The organism is Deinococcus humi (assembly GCF_014201875.1).
GTDB lineage: Bacteria > Deinococcota > Deinococci > Deinococcales > Deinococcaceae > Deinococcus > Deinococcus humi.
The window spans coordinates 1-16,962 of sequence record NZ_JACHFL010000037.1 but is presented as its reverse complement, the minus strand read 5'-3'; the positions used below and the strand labels follow the sequence as shown (position 1 = coordinate 16,962).

The 16,962-nt window shown below is 63.0% G+C and carries 13 protein-coding genes and 1 pseudogene; 12 read left to right on the top strand and 2 right to left on the bottom strand.

Annotated features, from left to right (window positions below):
* Positions 1–470 precede the first annotated feature (470 nt).
* From HNQ08_RS26310 to HNQ08_RS26270, 9 genes are all read left to right on the top strand, one after another.
* Positions 471–3,509 (top strand): ATP-binding protein, encoded by a 3,039-nt coding sequence (locus HNQ08_RS26310; protein ID WP_184138304.1) that lies wholly within the window; start codon positions 471–473, stop codon positions 3,507–3,509.
* Between the two features lie 341 nt (positions 3,510–3,850).
* Complete coding sequence (locus tag HNQ08_RS26305; protein WP_184138302.1) at positions 3,851–5,380, top strand: serine hydrolase; 1,530 nt, start codon at positions 3,851–3,853, stop codon at positions 5,378–5,380.
* A gap of 57 nt (positions 5,381–5,437) precedes the next feature.
* A complete protein-coding gene (locus HNQ08_RS26300) occupies positions 5,438–7,795 on the top strand; it encodes a hypothetical protein (RefSeq protein WP_184138300.1) in 2,358 nt (785 codons plus the stop codon).
* Between the two features lie 198 nt (positions 7,796–7,993).
* Positions 7,994–9,379, top strand: coding sequence for an alpha/beta hydrolase family protein (locus tag HNQ08_RS26295; protein WP_221284549.1), 1,386 nt, complete (start codon positions 7,994–7,996; stop codon positions 9,377–9,379).
* A 151-nt stretch (positions 9,380–9,530) separates the two neighbouring features.
* On the top strand, positions 9,531–10,775 hold the full coding sequence (locus HNQ08_RS26290) for a serine hydrolase domain-containing protein (protein ID WP_184138298.1): 1,245 nt from the start codon (positions 9,531–9,533) through the stop codon (positions 10,773–10,775).
* A gap of 71 nt (positions 10,776–10,846) precedes the next feature.
* The gene (locus HNQ08_RS26285; RefSeq protein WP_184138296.1) at positions 10,847–12,418 is read left to right on the top strand and encodes a serine hydrolase; all 1,572 of its coding nucleotides are present in this window, start codon (positions 10,847–10,849) and stop codon (positions 12,416–12,418) included.
* A gap of 109 nt (positions 12,419–12,527) precedes the next feature.
* Positions 12,528–13,655 carry a serine hydrolase domain-containing protein gene (locus HNQ08_RS26280; protein WP_184138294.1) on the top strand — a complete coding sequence of 376 codons (1,128 nt, stop codon included), beginning with the start codon at positions 12,528–12,530 and terminating at the stop codon, positions 13,653–13,655.
* A 926-nt stretch (positions 13,656–14,581) separates the two neighbouring features.
* Entirely contained in the window at positions 14,582–14,932 is a 351-nt protein-coding gene (locus HNQ08_RS26275) for an ATP-binding domain-containing protein (RefSeq protein ID WP_184138293.1), read from the top strand.
* Positions 14,929–15,078 carry a hypothetical protein gene (locus HNQ08_RS26270; RefSeq protein WP_184138291.1) on the top strand — a complete coding sequence of 50 codons (150 nt, stop codon included), beginning with the start codon at positions 14,929–14,931 and terminating at the stop codon, positions 15,076–15,078. Before HNQ08_RS26275 ends, HNQ08_RS26270 begins: the two co-directional genes overlap by 4 nt.
* Before the next feature lie 40 nt (positions 15,079–15,118).
* Here HNQ08_RS26270 and HNQ08_RS26265 read toward each other — a convergent pair whose 3' ends face one another.
* Positions 15,119–15,400, bottom strand: coding sequence for an HNH endonuclease (locus HNQ08_RS26265; RefSeq protein ID WP_221284546.1), 282 nt, complete (start codon positions 15,398–15,400; stop codon positions 15,119–15,121).
* A gap of 137 nt (positions 15,401–15,537) precedes the next feature.
* Positions 15,538–15,702 (bottom strand): annotated as a pseudogene (locus tag HNQ08_RS26260) (IS6 family transposase); the annotation flags it as partial.
* A gap of 150 nt (positions 15,703–15,852) precedes the next feature.
* On the opposite strand from HNQ08_RS26260, the gene HNQ08_RS28040 reads away from it, so the two are divergent.
* From HNQ08_RS28040 to HNQ08_RS26250, 3 genes are all read left to right on the top strand, one after another.
* Positions 15,853–15,987 carry a hypothetical protein gene (locus HNQ08_RS28040; RefSeq protein ID WP_268240042.1) on the top strand — a complete coding sequence of 45 codons (135 nt, stop codon included), beginning with the start codon at positions 15,853–15,855 and terminating at the stop codon, positions 15,985–15,987.
* 5 nt (positions 15,988–15,992) lie between these two features.
* Entirely contained in the window at positions 15,993–16,436 is a 444-nt protein-coding gene (locus HNQ08_RS26255) for a type II toxin-antitoxin system death-on-curing family toxin (protein ID WP_184138287.1), read from the top strand.
* Positions 16,437–16,519: 83 nt separating this feature from the next.
* The gene (locus tag HNQ08_RS26250; RefSeq protein ID WP_184138285.1) at positions 16,520–16,801 is read left to right on the top strand and encodes a hypothetical protein; all 282 of its coding nucleotides are present in this window, start codon (positions 16,520–16,522) and stop codon (positions 16,799–16,801) included.
* Positions 16,802–16,962 lie beyond the last annotated feature (161 nt).

Below are 16,962 nucleotides of genomic sequence, written 5' to 3'. Positions count from 1 at the left end.
AGGTTTTCTCAACCTGCACGCTCGAATCACGAACCTTCACCACCCTGCTCGCTCCACCGTCCCTGCTCCCCAGCGCCGTTTTCACCAGGAAAAAGCCTTCAAGACCTGGCAGCAGGTCGTGGAACAGGCGGCCTGAAGTTCAGGCCGCTTACGTACCTGACTTCCCTCTGCTTTCTGATAGCCAACAACTTGCCACAACCGTGTCAAAGTCCTCGTAGTCCTGAGCGGCGAGGTTCTCCAGATCCACCATGTAGACGAGTGGCCGGATGACACGGTTCACCAGGGCAGGCAAGCCACTGCGCTTCTCCTCTAGCGCGTGACCATGCAGCAGACGGCTCGAATCTCAAGCCGCCTGCTGGTCCTCCGTGGCCTTGAGCCGGTCAAGTTGCCAGAACCCATCCGGGCGGCCAGACACGCTACAGTGGTATGAAACACCGAGCGAGGGTCTTGAGGGAGGCCGGAGACAGGGCATGACGACTTCTGTATCTCTGCTGGGCTGGGCACGAGCTGAATCGAACAGCCAAGTAACGGCTTTTCTGCCAAACAAGCGATATCAATTGCTGGCTTACCTGGCTTACCAAGGCGACTGGGTAGACCGTGAGCGACTTGCCGACCTGTTTTGGCCAGACAGCAATCCCCATACGGCCCGAAGCAATCTTCGTCAGCTTCTGCTTCGGGCGCGCACACAAGCTGTTGCCTCTGACCTGGAGGTTGAGCGCCAGCGGGTACGCTGGAAGGTGCTGACCGATGTGGAAGCGTTCACCAGGGCGGCTGAAGCAAAAGCTTGGCAGGAAGCCCTCAGCCACTACAAGGGTCCGTTGATGGATCATCTGGACGGCGACGAACCGGGCGAGTTTGCGGATTGGCTGACCCTTGAGCGCGAGCGACTCCGAGGTCTCCGGCACACCGTACTCCTGCGCCGGGCTGGAGAACTGGAGGGGAGCGGCGCGCCCCTGGAGGCCGCTGCCGTGCTCCAAGACCTGCTGGCAGACAGCGAACCTGATGAGATGGCCCTGCGCATGCTCTTGCAGGTCCAGCGTCAGGCCGGGGATCACGCAGGGGCCCGCAAGGCCTATCACTCGTTTGTGGAGCGGCTCCGTACGGATTTCGGCTTGGGGCTTACAGCTGAACTCGAACACCTCGGCCGAGTCCTCCAGCAGTCGGCAGCCAACTCCGGAGCCGAGTGGGTCAACTTCGGGACGGGTTCCTCTGGCCCCAGGCATTCTCTGTCAACTGCTTTGACCTCGTTTATTGGGCGCGACCTCGAACTCGCTGAGATCCAGCGGCTCCTGTCCCGTTCAGAATGTCGGCTCCTCACCCTCAGCGGTCCGGGCGGCATTGGAAAGACCCGCCTGGCCCTGGAAGCCGTGCGTGCGCACGAATTGCAAGATCCTGGGGGCGCCCTGTTTGTACCGCTTGAGACTCTGGCATCAGGCACCGACGTTGTCCTGGGTCTGAGTGACCACCTCGGTCTTGCCCAGTCCAGTCGGGAGAGCGCGCTGGAAACCCTGATCCGTCACCTTAGCTCCCGGCGGCTCCTGGTACTCGACAATTTCGAGCATCTGCTTGACAACGTGGTCATCTTGCCCGAACTGCTTCGTCGCTGCCCGGACCTCCGACTCGTCGTGACGTCACGCGAACGGCTTGGCGTCGCGGGCGAGTGGCTGCTGCCCATCGGTGGGTTGGACTACCCTGCAACTGCTGACTTCGGGCCAACGCACAGCCGCCACTTCGACGCCGTGCAGCTCTTCGTGGAGCGGGCAGGGCGCGTCCGGCCGGACTTTGCCGTGGGGGATGCAGACCTGCCGCATGTGCTTGCGATCTGCCAACTCGTCGATGGCTCCCCGCTTGGTCTGGAACTCGCTGCCGTTTGGGCCCGTGTGCTGACACTGGAAGACATCGCACGTGAGATCGGCACGAACCTAGACTTCCTGAGTTCGGCGGAGCGCACAGGAACCGGGCGGCACCGCAGCCTGCGGGCGGTGTTCGAGTCTTCGTGGCGGCAGCTGACCCCCGACGAGCAAAAGGCGTTTCGTCAACTTGCAGTGTTCCGAGGAGGTTTCCGCTTGGAAGCGGCCCGCTGGGTCGCCGGAGTTCCCCTCCCTGTGCTTGCAGCCCTGGTGGACAAATCGTTGCTCCGACTCTCACCGCGTGGACGTTACGATCGCCACGCGCTGCTCTTCCAGTACGCTCAGGAGTTGCTGGCGCAAGATCCGCTGGAGTTGCGCGTCGTTCAGGAGCGCCATGGGCTGTACTACCTCACGCGTATGGCTGAGTGGAGTCAGAATCTCGAAGGTCCCGGCGGCGAGGCAGCGCGCTCAGCGCTGGATGAGGAATCCGGGAATATCCTGCTCGCCTGGAGCTGGGGCATCGAGCAAACCCGCCTTGATTGTCTGCAACCAGCGTCATCGACCATGATGCATTATTTCGACCGGAAAGGGCGGTACCAGGAAGGTCTGGCATTCTACGCTCAGGCGACGGGGGCGATCACAGACCCCGAGCCTGCGTATAGTCCCGTCCTTGGGGAGATGCTGCTCCGGCAGGCGTGGTTCCATGTGCGATTGGGAGCCTTCGAGGCAGCGCGCGTAATGGGCGAGCGCGCCATGACACTCATCCTGCCGAACAGCGCAGCCGCCCAGCGGGGTGAAAATTTCCTGGGCGCTCTCGCGCGGCTTCGGGGAGATTTCCACGCGGCCATGCGGCACCAGGAGACCTCACTGGCCCTTGGAGAAAAAAACGGTGATGAGTCTAACTACGGGCGGGCGGCCAACCTCTGTCACCTCGCCCAGCTTCAAACGGCTCTTGGCCGTCTGAAGGAGGCCGGGCAGAGCCTCGATCAGCTGGAAGGCCTTGGCCCTCTACTCAGCCAGCCGCACGCAACTATTGTGCTGCAGCTGGCGCGAGGCTACCTGTTTCTGACAGCTGGCCGGCTCGAGGAAGCCAGAGCGTCTCTTGAACAAGGCCTGGCGCTCGCCCAGAAGCAAGCGCCTGAGAGCAATATCTCCAGCCTGCTTCGGAACCTTGCCACCGTGGCCTGCGAACAGGGCGCCTTTGAGGAGGCCCAGCATCTGGGCAAGCAGACCCTCGCGTTGGCAGAAGCCGAAAGGGACGCAATGACACAGTCCGCTGCCCTCAACGTCCTGGGCCGCGCCACTGCCGCCATGGGGCGGGACCAAGCCGCGCGGGACTTCCTGGCACGAGGCCTGCACCTGGCCTGGTCGATCCAGGAGATCCCTCAAGTTTTGGAAGGATTGACGTACCTGGCCGAGGCACGGGTTTTGCGGGGGTGGCCTGGCGCAGCCTCGCCCGTGTTGGAATTTGTCCTGAGCCACCCGAGCACTTACCACCGGCTGAAGGTGCTCGCAGGCCGCCTGAATGAAAAGCTGCGGCCCGGGCCTTGCCCAGCTGAGCCTGCTGCGGAGCAGGGGGGACCTGAACAGCTCCAAGGCATGGTCACCGAAGGGCTCACCAGTCTTGGGTTCTCTCGATCTGCAGAGCGGTATGCCTGAATGTGAACGGGTCAAAGGCTGTCCCACCGTGGTCAGGAAAACTGTGAAAACCAGATGCAGACTGATGTGCTTTCAAGGCAATAGCGGTGCGTGACCGCGCACTCGCCTGTGATCCGCACACGGCGCGCCCATCAGTCAACTTTCGCCTCTTGGCTTGCCCAGCGCAACCCATGCTCCAGACCGTGACAGGGCACTGTTTTGAACGGTGAGGTGTCACGGAGGTGTCACGATCGACAGGGCACACTTGCCTCGTCCACATGACCTCATCCGTAGATGCACCCAGCGCTGACCGCATTGTTACTCGTCGTTTACAGCGATGCTCGTACCCCCAACGAGGTCTTATGAAGAGCATTCTTGGTCCTGCGCGTCTGCCCCTCCCTGTGCTGGGCGCCATCCTCCTGCTGTCCACCCCCGCCCTCGCTCAGGCACCGCTCCAGAACTTCGGCCCCTTCATCGAGCAGACCCGGCGTGAGTGGAACGTGCCCGGCGTCGCTGTGGCCGTGGTCAAGGACGACAAGATCGTTTTCATTCAAGGCTACGGGGTGCGCACCCAGGGCCAGCCCGCCGCGGTGGACGCTAACACGGCCTTCCAGCTCGCCTCGGTGACCAAAACCTTCACGGCGGCCGCGCTCGGCACCCTGGTGGACGAGGGTAAGCTCGGCTGGGACGACCCCATTCTCAATTATTTGCCGGGCTTCGCCATGCATGACCCCTACGCTACCCTGCACACCAGCGCCCGGGACCTGCTCGCCCATCGCAGCGGGCTCCCAGCCTTCGGAGGTGACCTCCTCAACGAACTCGGCTACACCCGGGCCGAGGTGGTACGCCGGTTGCGCCTCATCGAGCCTGCAGGCAGTTTCCGAGAGCGTGCTGGGTACTCCAACCTGGGCTTCACCCTCGCCGGAACCCTGGCAGGGCAGGTGGCAGGCTCGAGCTGGGAAGCGGTGGTTCGCTCCAGACTGCTTGATCCGCTGGGCATGACGCGAACGCGTGTGGTTGCCGCAGAGCTCAAGAGTGATCCGAATGCTGCCACCCCGCATCTCAGCCGCCCGGCTGGCCCGGTGCCGATGACCACTCGGGAGGGGGACGGCGCCTTCGGTCCGGCGGGCGCCATGAGTTCCTCAGCCAATGACATGGCCACCTGGATACGGATGCTGCTGGCAGGCGGGAGCCTGGGGGGAAAGCAGGTGCTGCGGCCCGAGACGGTCAAGGAGCTCTTCCAGCCCACTATGGTGTCCGAGATCACCTTCTCTGAATCACCGCCCATCAACGAGAACACTGGCTTTGATTACACCCTGGGGTGGGCGAGCTACGCCTACAATGGACGCAAGGTCATTGAGAAAGGTGGCGCACTCGCTGGGGTGCGCTCGGTGGTGACACTGGTGCCCTCCGAGCACCTGGGCGTGGTAGTCCTCGCCAATCTCAATCTCACCCTGCTCCCCGAGGTGATCCGGGCATGGGTGCTGGAGAGCTACCTCGGGCCGGCGGGACGCGACCTGGGAGCCGAGTTCAGGCAGCAGCGCGCCGCGCTGGCCCAGCTCCTCGCCGCCGTCAACGCCCCACCAACGACGCCTGCGCCCTTCACCCGGTCGCCCGACGCCTACGTCGGCGTGTACGAGAACGAACTCTACGGGCGTTTGGCCGTAGTCCGCGAAGGTTCGGGGCTCGCCGTAAAGGCGGGACCAGCGTGCTACCAGGGGAACCTACAGCACGAGGGGCACGACGCGTTCGCCCTCGGCTGGCCCCGCCCCAACTCGTTGCCCGGCACAGCAATCTTCGCGTTCGACGCCAACGGGAAGGTGGTGAGCCTCCTTACCGAGGATGACGGCGTCTTCATGCGGGTGGAGAGCAACGCCAGGGACTGCCGGTAAAGACCCAGTAACGACCCGGTGGCCCAGACGCGGACACCACGTGCCAGGAGGATCAGGATGAGCGAGGCAGCAGACGGCAGCGTCAAAACCAGTCTTGAGCAGTTTTTCCAAGCGCGGCTCCACCGCAGGCAAGCCCTGCAACTGATGGGCGGCACGGCGGCCGTCGCCACCCTGGCGGCCTGTGATGTGGCGCCCACGCCCGCCCCCACGCCACAGATTCCCGTCCGCACGAATCTGGTCATGCTGCGCGCGAGGGTCAGGAACCTGAGCGGACGCGACCGGGACCGGCTACGGGCCATTGCTGACTACATCAACCCGGCCAACCGCAGCCAGGTGGATCTCCAGGGCGAGTACTGGACGCTGGACAAGCCCATCGTGTACGGAAAGCCCGGCGCAACCTTCCTGGGTCATGGTTTGGATATCGTCGTCTTTGCGCGGGGCGAGACGGCCGAGGCCGTGCAGGCGTGGGCGAGCCAGTGGCCCGGCATCCTGGAGGTGATGAGTGACGCCGTCGAGCCCGTGACGCTCCCCGCAATCACGGAGGCCGCGCCCGGCACGCCTACCTTCCTTGTCTTCGAGCGGCTGGCGGGAGAAGCGGGGCTCAGGCCGGTGTTTGGCCAGCTTCCGAGCGGTGTGACGGTCGTGTCCTACAACGTCCTGACCAGTGACCGCAACCGCCAGGTGCTGGTGGTGCGCGCCCCCACAAGGGAACGGGTACAGGAGTGGGTCGAGCAGTGGATCGGGCTCAGGAGCTCCATGGAAATTCTGGAGCTCGCCAGCCTGAGCGAGCAGCTTCTGAGAGCTGCCAAGCCGGCCGCCTCTCCACTCCCAGCGCTGAGGGCTCAGGCGGACAGTGGCGTCATCTTCAAGTACGACGGCAAATTCGTGATCGGGGACCTGAGACCCGGGACGTGGCTCTACCGGCATCAGGCCACGGGCCGTTTCCTGGCGGTCAGGGACGGGAAGCTGACCTTGGTGGCCGCGGCGGACGCCGCAGATCAGTGGGACACCTTCCTTAGCGCGGGTCTGGGAGAGAATGTCAGCGGGCGCTATCTCCTGCAGCACCGGGGCAGCGGGCTGTTCCTGGCTTACACGAGGCTTCCTGAAGGCTCGCCGCAATTGCAGCTCTCCCCGACGGCGGAGCTCGCGTGGTCCATGCCGCTGGCAGGGAGCCAGATCGTTGGGGCCCTGGACAGCAACGGCAGGGTGAGCCACTTCCTCGCAACGGACAGCGAGGGCAGGGTGGTTCTCGAGCCGCAGACCAACTGGGATTTTCAGCCGAAGCGCAACTGGGAGCAGACGACCTACACCCCTCCCAGCGAGTTGCAACAAATGCTCAAGAGCATCATCCATGGGGATGCCCTCAGCCAACCCTGGCCGGAGGACGTGTGGCGGAATGACCCGGCCAAGCAGGCCGAATGGCAAGCTTACATCGACATTCTCGGCAAGCTTGGCGGAAGGCGCCCGAACGACCCGCTGAACAACCTTACTGTGGACAAATTGAATGACGCGCTGGCGCAGGTTCCTGCGGAAAAGCTACGCACGGACGCGTATAAGAACGTCATCACACACCTCAAAAACATCCTGTCGTACCGCGACTACGTCAAGGACTGGTTCGGAGACGGCGGGCACCTCCGGACGCTCCTCACCGATACGACACTCAACCATGTGAACATCCTCAATGCGGTCAGAGGGCTGGCTCCGGAAGTGGACGACGGCTCGGAAATCGAACTCATTGTCAAAATCCTGCTCTTTGGCATCACCACCGGATTGGCGGTGGCAGGAAAGCATCTCGTCGCTGGCCTGATCGAAGGCATTTATTCACTTTACGAGGCAGCCCGGCCCGAGGCCGAGGATCCGGTTCGCTCGACCCTGGTGGAAGTGGCGGATCACATCAGAGAAAGCTTCAACGAACTTATCACCGAGGTAGAGCGGGCGCACTACGAGATCATCAGAGACTGGGGAAGGCTGGAGGCCTTCGGCAGCCGAATCGACAACCAAACGTTGCAATGGCCCGGCACCAGCGACGGCACCACCGCAGAGATTCGTGCCGAGTCTGACCGACAGTTCGAGATTTTCGTGTGGCAACAGATTGCGCGGACGGGTTGGGAGTACACAGGCACCGGCTGGCTGCGCAAGGGTGAGTACTACACCTACACCGACACGTGGTTCAAGATCTACCGCAACGGTCCCCTGGACTTCTTCCTCACAGCGCCCGGCACCTACATGGACTGCTACGGCAATGTGGACTCGGGGTGGTTCCACGACTGGGCGTATCTCAGGGCGGGGAAGGGGCCGGGAGCAGAGCTCGCCGATCGGCTGTTCGGCAAGCTGGGGATCAGCAGGCTGGACGTCTTCCTGGGCAGGAATGGCTGGGGTATTCCTAACAGCCAGCAGATCGGCGAGCCCATCTGAGAACGTCCAAGGCGCCTGACGTGGTGCGCCGCACCCCGATCCAGCGTTCCTGAGGGGAAGATCCGGGTCCATTCGGACCTCCAGTCTGGCGGGCTCGATGAATGCGCCGAGGCTGTCAGCGCCCGCACGCTGGACCGCTCCCTTTCTCATTCACTGTTGGGCAAACCCGTTCCGATGCGCCACCGAAGGGAGGTCAAGATGGGAGAGACCGAGACGACCAGATTCAACAGGCGGGAACTCCTGAAGCGCGGGGGACAGGTCAGCGTTCTGAGCGGCCTGGCTGCCTACGTCGGCGGCTCGCAGGCTGCGGCTATGGGTGGGGGTGGGCCAGTGGGGTCATCATCTGGGGCGCCCGAGCGCAGGGGCGCCTCCGGCCTAAAGGTGTACTTCGACAACCCCCTCTTCGACGCCCAGTTGCTGCGCTCGCTCGCTCATGTTTACTACGGCGGCGCAGACATCGGCGAGTGCTTGAGTACTGCCCGCAGAATCCGCGAGGGCAATTTTGACAGTTGGTACCATGAATGGTGGAACACCGCCAAACGCGTGCAAGCGGCGGCGGACGCCAGTCTTGCCGCTGGCCGCAGGGTGAGCGCCCGCGAGGCGTACTTGCGCGCTTCGAATTACTACCGCACGGCCTCCATCGTGTTGTACCGCAAGCCCGTCGATTCGCGCTTCATGGCCGCATTCGATCGGCAGACCGAGACCTTCCGCCAGGCGGCAGCGCTCTTCTCGCCGGCGGTCGAGCGGGTCGCCATCCCCTTTGAGGGCACGACGTTACCAGGGTATTTCTACAAGGTTGACGATTCCGGCCAGTCGCGGCCGACGGTCATTGCCACGGGTGGCTATGACGGCACGCTGGAGGAGTTGTACTTCTGGAACGCTGCCGCGGCACTCAAGCGTGGGTACAATTGCCTGAGCTTCGATGGGCCAGGCCAGGGCGCGGCGCTTGTCAAGCAGGGGCTCTCCATGCGGCCCGACTGGGAGAACGTCGTCCGCCCCGTGGTGGATTACGCTCTGACGCGGCGCGACATCGACCCGAAACGCATCGCCCTCGCGGGCCTGAGTTTTGGAGGCTACCTCGCGCCGCGAGCCGCGTCGGGTGAGCACCGGCTGGCCGCCTGCATTGCCGACACCGGACAATACGACCTGTTGGCGGCCCTCAAGCGGGCGTTGCCCCTGCCGCAGCAGACACTCGACCGGCTGCCTGACGTCAATCCCGCGGTTCTCCAGCCCATCTTTGACCGGCTGATGCGTGATCCGACACAGGCCTGGAGCCTACGCCGCGTGATGTGGGTCCATGGGCTCGCCACTCCGTTCGACTACGTGCGTGCCACCGCCGAGTACAACCTCATCGGCCGCGCGGAGCGGATCACCTGTCCAACTCTGGTGACCCGGGCCGAGAACGACCCGATCTCCGCCTTCGCCCGGCAACTCTACGACGCGTTGAAGGTTCCCAAGGAGTACATCGAGTTCACCGCTGCGGAGGGCGCTGGGGAGCACGTCGAGGACGGGGCACGCGCGCTGTACCACCAGCGGACGTTTGACTGGCTCGACAAGGTGCTGGGCGTCACTGCTGATCACTAAAGAGCCACCGGAGTCACTCGCCAGGTACCTGTTCGACGACGCTGACGGCAGACTGTGAATCAGCATGACGGATTGCTATATGGGCAGGAACGGCTGGGCGATGCAGAACGTCCAGTCACACACGGACTAAGGGCCTGAGGAAGGGGTGCACATGCGTAGACCACAGCAGAGAAGATCGGCCCGACTGGTCATACTCTCCGCCCTCGCCCTCCTCGCCACCGCCTGTGCGCCCGCCGCACAACCGACCCAGCCAGCCTCAGGTGCCAAGACCCAGGCCGCTGCCATCGTGGCGCTGGCGCGGGAGGCGATGGTCAGGTCCGACCTCCGGGCCGTCATCCTTCGGGTGACCGTGGACGGGCGCGAACTGGTCACGGCCGCCCTGGGCGAGTCGATGACTGGCGTTCCCGCGACAACTAACATGCACTTCCGAAATGGCGCCGTCGCCATCGCCTATATGTCCACGTTGCTCCTGCAACTCGTGGATCAGGGGCGGGTGGGCCTCGACGACCCCCTTTCGAACTGGCTCCCCGACCTCCCCGACGCCAGCCAGGTCACTTTGCGGATGCTCACCAATATGACGGCCGGCTATCCCGACTACGTGCAGAACGAGCGCCTGGCGAGCCTGCTGTACGCCGACCCCTTCCGCCCCTTCACGCCGCAGGACCTCATTGCCATCGGCCTGTCCACGCCCCGGGTCTTCGCGCCCGGAACCAACTGGGACTACTCACACACGAACTACGTGATCCTCGGGCAGGTGCTGGAAAAGGTCACGGGGAAGCCTCTGGCGACCCTGATGCGGGAGAACATCTTCGGGCCGTTGGGGCTGAAGAACACCGACAGCGTGAGCACAGCGGCGATCCGCGAGCCCGTCCTCCACGCCTACAGCTCCGAGCGCCGCGAAGCCCTCAGGGTCGCGCCGTCGGCTCGTTTCTACGAGGAGTCCACATACTGGAATCCTTCGTGGACGCTCGCGCAAGGTGCGGTTCAGACCACGAACATCTATGACATGGCGGCGACCGCCGAGGCGGTGACCACAGGGGCGCTGCTGTCGCCTGCATCCCACAAGGCGCAAATTTCCCCGAGTCTGCTGGGCTTCGGCTCACCGCTGCCAGGGTGCCCGGCCTGCCACACCCTCGACCAGACTTATAGCTACGGGCTCGGCGTCGTCCGCAGCGGCTCCTGGGTTCTCCAGAATCCTCTGTTCGCAGGCTACGGATCGATCATGGCCTCCCTCCCCTCGAAGAAGATTGCAATCGCTATCATCACGACCTTCGGCGAGAAGGCTTTCGACGAGAAGGGCAATAACCGTTCTGAACGGGCGAGCACAGCCCTCTACACCGCTATCGGCACGCTGCTCGCACCGGACGATCCTCCACCGACTCCAGTGGCAAGGTGAAGGGTCCGGGTGGGGCAAGCGATCGGGGCAGTGGGGTGAGGCTCCCCTTGCAGGGGTCAAAGGAGACGCAAATGAATGGAAAGGCTCAACGTCCTCATGCACCGCGCTGGCTGGTTCCACTCCTCGGCCTCTTGCTGGCTGCCCCGGCAACTGTGGCCGCCCAGGCCAGAGAGGTCACGCCCACACGGCTCGCGGCGGCCCTCTCCGGACTCGACCGTCTCGCCACCCAGGCCGTGAGCACGGGAGGAGTTCCTGGCCTGTCGATCGCCGTCGTCCACGACGACAAGGTCATCTACCTCAAGGGCTTCGGCGTCCGGGAAGCGGGGAGGCCCGGGGCCGTCACCCCCGACACCGTCTTTCAGCTCGCCTCGATGTCCAAGCCCATCGCCTCCACCGTCGTGGCCGCCATTGTCAGCCGTGGCGCGGCCACCTGGGATGATCCGGCCATCAAGCACGATCCCGGGTTCCAGCTCAAAGACCCCTGGGCCACCCGCGAGGTCACCCTGCGTGACCTCTTCTCTCACCGCAGCGGTCTGCCGGGCGACGCGGGTGACGACCTTGACATCGTGGGCTACAGCCGGGACGAGATTCTGCGCCGCCTTCGCTACATCGAACCTGCCAGCAGCCTGCGCGCGAACTACGCCTACTCCAACTTCGGCCTGACCGAGGGGGGCGTGGCGGCCGCCCGCGCGATCGGGAAAACCTGGGAGGACGCGGCCGCCGAACTGCTCTACAGACCGCTGGGTATGACGGCCACGAGTTCGCGCTTCAAGGACTATGCCACCGCCGACAACCGCGCCCTTCTGCACGTCGGGAAGGTGGGGGCCTGGAAGGCCAGCTTCACCCGCCAGCCTGACGCCCAATCCCCGGCGGGCGGAGTCAGCTCGACCGCCCGCGACTTGGCGCAGTGGCTGCGCCTTCAGCTCGGCGGCGGAATGCTTGGCGGTAAGCAGGTGATCGGTGCGGACGCGCTCGCTGAAACGCACCTCCCGCAGATCGCCAAGGGGATGAATCCGGCGACGGGCCTGAGCGCTTTCTACGGCCTGGGCTGGAATGTGGAACATGACGAACACGGACGGCTGTTCTGGAGTCACGCCGGGGCCTTCTCGCTCGGGGCGCGCACCTACGTCAGCCTGCTGCCGGCCGAGAACCTCGGCATCGTCATCCTGTCCAACGCCTTTCCCACCGGCGTGCCGGACGGGCTGGCCAACAGCTTCTACGATTTGGCCCTGAACGGGGGGCTGAGCCGCGACTGGATCCCCTTCTGGAACGGGCTCTACCAGCGGTTATACGACAGCTTCGGGGCCGCGGGGGCTGTGTATGCCACCCCGCCGGCTCAGCCGTCCTCTCCGTTGCCCCTGAGCGCGTATCTCGGCACGTACCACAACGACTACTTCGGGGAGATTGAGGTGGTGGAGGAAAAGGGCCACCTGGTGCTGCGGCAGGGTCCACAAAGTCTGGCTTTCCCCTTGCGGCATTTTGACCGCGATCTGTTCACCTATCTCCCGGACCCCGAGTTGCCTGCGGCGCTGGCGGCCGTGACCTTTACGGTGGGGCCGGACCGCCGGGCGCAGTCGGTCGTGCTCGGAAACCTGGCCGACGACGGCCGGGCAAGCTTTACCCGCGTTCAGTTGCCCAAATAACAAGGACGTCCCGTTCGGGCCTGAAACCACCGGAGGGAACGGTGATCACTCCCCACTGCCGAAGGCTCTGGACCGCCATCGAAACAAGCCGAATTCTGGTGGAGCTAACATGACTGTGACGCAACCCGCCTGGTTTATCCCGGCCCTCTTCAGCCTGGCTCTGACTTCCTTTGCCACTGCCCAGCCCGCTGCCCGTCCGTTGCCTGCCGCCACAGTGGCGCAGATTGACTCCATTGTCCGGGACATCATGCGGGAGAAGAACCTGCCGAGCGTGGCCGTCGGGGTGTGGATTCCCGGTCAGGGAGAGTACCAGGCCGCTTTTGGCACTGCCAACCTGCAGACGGGCCGCATGCGGCAGGTTGGCGACGCCTTCCGCATCGCCAGCATCAGCAAGACCTTCACGGCAACCGCCATCCTGCAACTCGCGGACCAGGGACAGCTCAGCACCAGTGACCTGCTTTCGAACTGGTTTCCGGATTTCCCAAACTCGAGCCGAATCACAGTGAAAGACCTCCTGACGATGCGCAGCGGCGTCGCGGAATACGCGGACGCGGACGTGTTGGCCGCGTACTACCGCCGCCCGCTGGCACCTTTCACGGCACAGGACGCGGTTCGCCTCGCGGCAGCGAAGGTGGCGTCGTTCACCGCTCCGGATGAACAGACTGTGTACACCAACACGAATTACGTGCTGCTGGAACAGATCGTGGAGCGCGTGAGTGGACAGGATATGGACGCGTATCTGCAGGCGAATGTGATGACGCCTCTGGGGTTGCGCCGCACCTTCTACGCCACAGGTCCACTCCTGCCCAGCCTGCTGCACGGGTACAGCCTGGATCCTGACACGGGAACCTTCCGGGACATGACGTGGCTCAACCCGCAGCTGGCGGGCGGGGCGGGCGCGGTGGTCTCCACGCTGGACGACCTGCACACTTACGTGCGTGCGCTGTGCACCGGCACGTTGCTGCAGCCCGCCACGCAGGCGGAGCGCCTCGCAGGACAGCCTGGAGCGGGGAGCCCATCCTTCATTCAGTACGGCGAGGGGGTGCTGCTCTTCGGACCCTTCTGTGGTCACAACGGTTCCATCTTCGGTTTCAGCAGCGAGGCCTTCTACCTGCCAGCGCGAGACGCCGTAATCGTGATCAACGTCAGTCGCTTGGACCATGACGACAAGAGCCACTCCTCAGAGTTGTTCCTGCGACTCAGCAAGGCGCTCTTCCCGGCGGAGGTGAACTGGTGAGCGGCCAGCACCGTCCAACCGCTTCTGCCCGGAGGATGGGCACGCGGCCTTGGGCTGTGTCTCCTGCTGAGTGCCGTGCTGGCCGCCTGTGCTGGAGGTCAGCCTCCACCCGTAGTTGGGGGTCCGCCTCCGCCGTCCGCCGCCGCATGGGACACCCCAAGTGGTGTCTGGGACGTTTCCACAGCGCGGTGGGGCCGAGTGCGTCCAATAACGCTTTAAGTTGTCAAATATGCACTTCAGGATTCCTCCTGCCGCTGAATGATGAGAAATATATGGGAATTCGCGACATTAGCGATAGGAACTGGCGAAGCATGCTAAGAGCAAGGTCAGGGACGATCTGAGCGTCGTTACAGCAACAGAGGAGGGCCTGCGCCTTGCGTATCAGGATGCGGGCGGCGCGTGGAAGGTCCTCAGTCGCGCCGGGAGTGAGAGCAGAGAAGCAGGAGGGGCGCGCGGAACTCGACTTCTTTGCCGATAGGGGCTTATCCAAGCATTGGAGGAGCTGTTTTACCTGAACCCGGTCGGTTGATCCTCACCCGCCGTGACCGACCCAAGCCCTATCGTCACCGATCGCCGATTGCTGGTCCTTACACCGACAAGCTCCGCAGCAATGGGGTGAACATGCGAGCATTCTGTGTACTCCACGGGGTGAAGCACGGCCAGTCCCTCTATCTCCACAAACCCTTGTCGAGCAGTTCCATCGCCCACCCCGGCAGCAAGAGCGTGCTCAGTTCGCCTCCAAGCGACGACGGCGAACTCACAAAGTTCTCTTCGCTGCAGGCGCGCATCTCGAATCTCTAGCGTCACACTCGCCCTCCTGTGTCCACCGCCCAGCCAGAAACAGCCCACATCCCCTGCCTGCACTGACTTCAGAACCGCTGGTCACGTTTGATAACCACAACACCCGCGCCGACGAAATCCGTGCATTGACCCTGAACATCGCCCGCGATGTTCATGAGGGACTGCACCTGTCGCGCCATATCCTGGTGGTGACGGTGGGAGCTGGGGCCAGCGCGAACACCATGATGCTGAAGGTTGGAGAAGGACTTAAAGCTGCTGGAATCGACTTCTACATTCCCTCTGCTGATGCCAAGAACCTGCCTGCCGGAAAGAACCCCAACCGCTTCTGGCTGGATGGGTCCGTGACCATCACCACCATCCACCGTGCCAAGGGCAATGAGGCGGATGTGGTGTACGTGGTGGGGCTGGATGAAGTCGCCCGGGCCGAGGGAGACATTCAGGTCCGCAACCAGTTAACCAGTTGTTCACCGCCATGAGCCGCAACCGGGGCTGGCTACACCTGTCGGGCTCGCAGATGGCTGGACGGCCCTTTGAACGCGAGGTGCGCCAGGTGCTGGCCTCCCATCCCACGCTGACCTTCCGGCCCAGCCTACCGCGCAGGCGAACGGATGATGACGAGTAGAGACGGGGCTAGCCCAAACGCTGCGCCAAACAACAAAGACTCAGCTCCGTCCGCTCGAATCCGGCGCTAGATCAACAGACCCCAACCCCAGCTCGTCGGGTTCAAACAGGGGAGCCATCCCGCGGAAGCGTCTGCGCTCAATCTGCTCCACCACCTTGTGCGCGGCCTGGCTGGAAAGCGCCAACAAGTTCTCAGGGCGCAGATCGTGCTGATCGCCGTTCAGATGGTGAAGCACTTCCCCCGGCACCAGCGCACGGCCCAGGCAGTGAACGTACACCTGCTGTTTCAGCGTGTTGTCCCAGACCCGCCTGTACCCGTTCATCCCCACCCCCGAGATGACTTGGACGTGACTTTCCCCCTGAGAACAGCCGCTACCGCTAAATCTGACCAGTGTCCGTCAGGCGGGTTCTGGCAACTTAACCTCGAGTAGGCCAAATCTTCCCAGCGGCGGTCTGAAATTCAGAGCGCCGCATGAACGGCATGTTGCCAGGCCCGGTGGGCCTGCGATTGATGCGTTCTTCGATTGAGCGCGGGGACAGTGGTTCGGGTGTGCTGGTGAAGGTTCGAAATGCGGGCATGCAGGGCTAGAAATTCTTGTGCCCGTCTCGGTTTCTTGAAGCCCAGGGTGTCGGTAGGGTTTGCGGTCAGGCACAAACTATCAGCCTAATGCGATTAAGTTGCCAGAACCGGGGAAAGTGGTAACCAAATTACTAGTATTTTGAATCCCAACGGATTAGTATCCTGTCTAGAACGCCAGAGCTGAGGAGGCACCCCGTGACCCAGAAAAAGACCCCGCGCATTGACACCAAAACGGTTGCATTGGCTGCCCCGCAAACGGCGAAGCAGGCAAAGAAGCAGATCACCACTCTACTGCGCAAAAACGCGGAAGCGATGAAGGCACTGGCCTGAGCTAAGTGCCCCGCTATAGTTACAAGCATAGGGGACGGAGGTATCCGTCCCTTGATTTTGTTTATCTACTCCACGATCAGACCCTAGAAGACTTCGGCGGCACTCAAGGGTTCAAAGACCAGGGACAGGTTGAAAGCGCTCTGGCCGCTCCTACGCGGGGTATCGGCGGTGAGGACCTGTACCCCACATTCTTCTGGAAGGTTGCTGCGCTGGGATACCTGATCGCCAATAACCATGGTTTCTCCGACGCCAACAAGCGCACAGCCCTCCTGACCATGGAGATCACGCTGCAATGGAATGGCGAGTTCCCCAAATGGTCACAGGAAACCAAAACCCTCATCATGAAACTCGTCGGCGCAGGCCATCTCAGCCACGAAGGCCTACGGTTTGCCCTTCTGGCCGCCTGTGGGTACGACGTTGATCACTACGACGATTTGAGAGATGTTTAAGGGTTCCCGAGTGGTTTTGACTGCTTGAACAGCAGGCCGCAGATTGAGCGATGCCGCCCCCCAAGGCACTTTATCTTGGGGGCATGACAATTCCTGCCGAGGTGAAGGATGCCTTCCTGCGTTTCTCCACTGCCGCCAACAGGGGAGACCGTGGCACGCATCCGCTGGATCAAGACCGGTTTTATAGCGCGGTTCAGATTGCGTACGGGCATGGAGCGGATATGGATATCCCTGAATTCGATGAGCTTATGCAAGCTCAAGGTTGGGCAAGTGCGGATGCGCGGCGTGAGCTCGCAGATCGGTTCTTGGCTGCATACAAAATGCTGCGCTACGAGCGGACTGGATCGACTTTTAACCGAGGCTGATTAGCAGGACTTTGTCACTTCCAATCAAGCCCTCTCTGTGCTTGCCGAGGCTTGGACTACATACACTATTGATACCGGCATAAGTTGGAATCCATCAGTTGGCGAGGCAGGTCAATGTACCGGACCCGCTGCCAGGCGACCACAAGCTTCGCCTTCAGCAC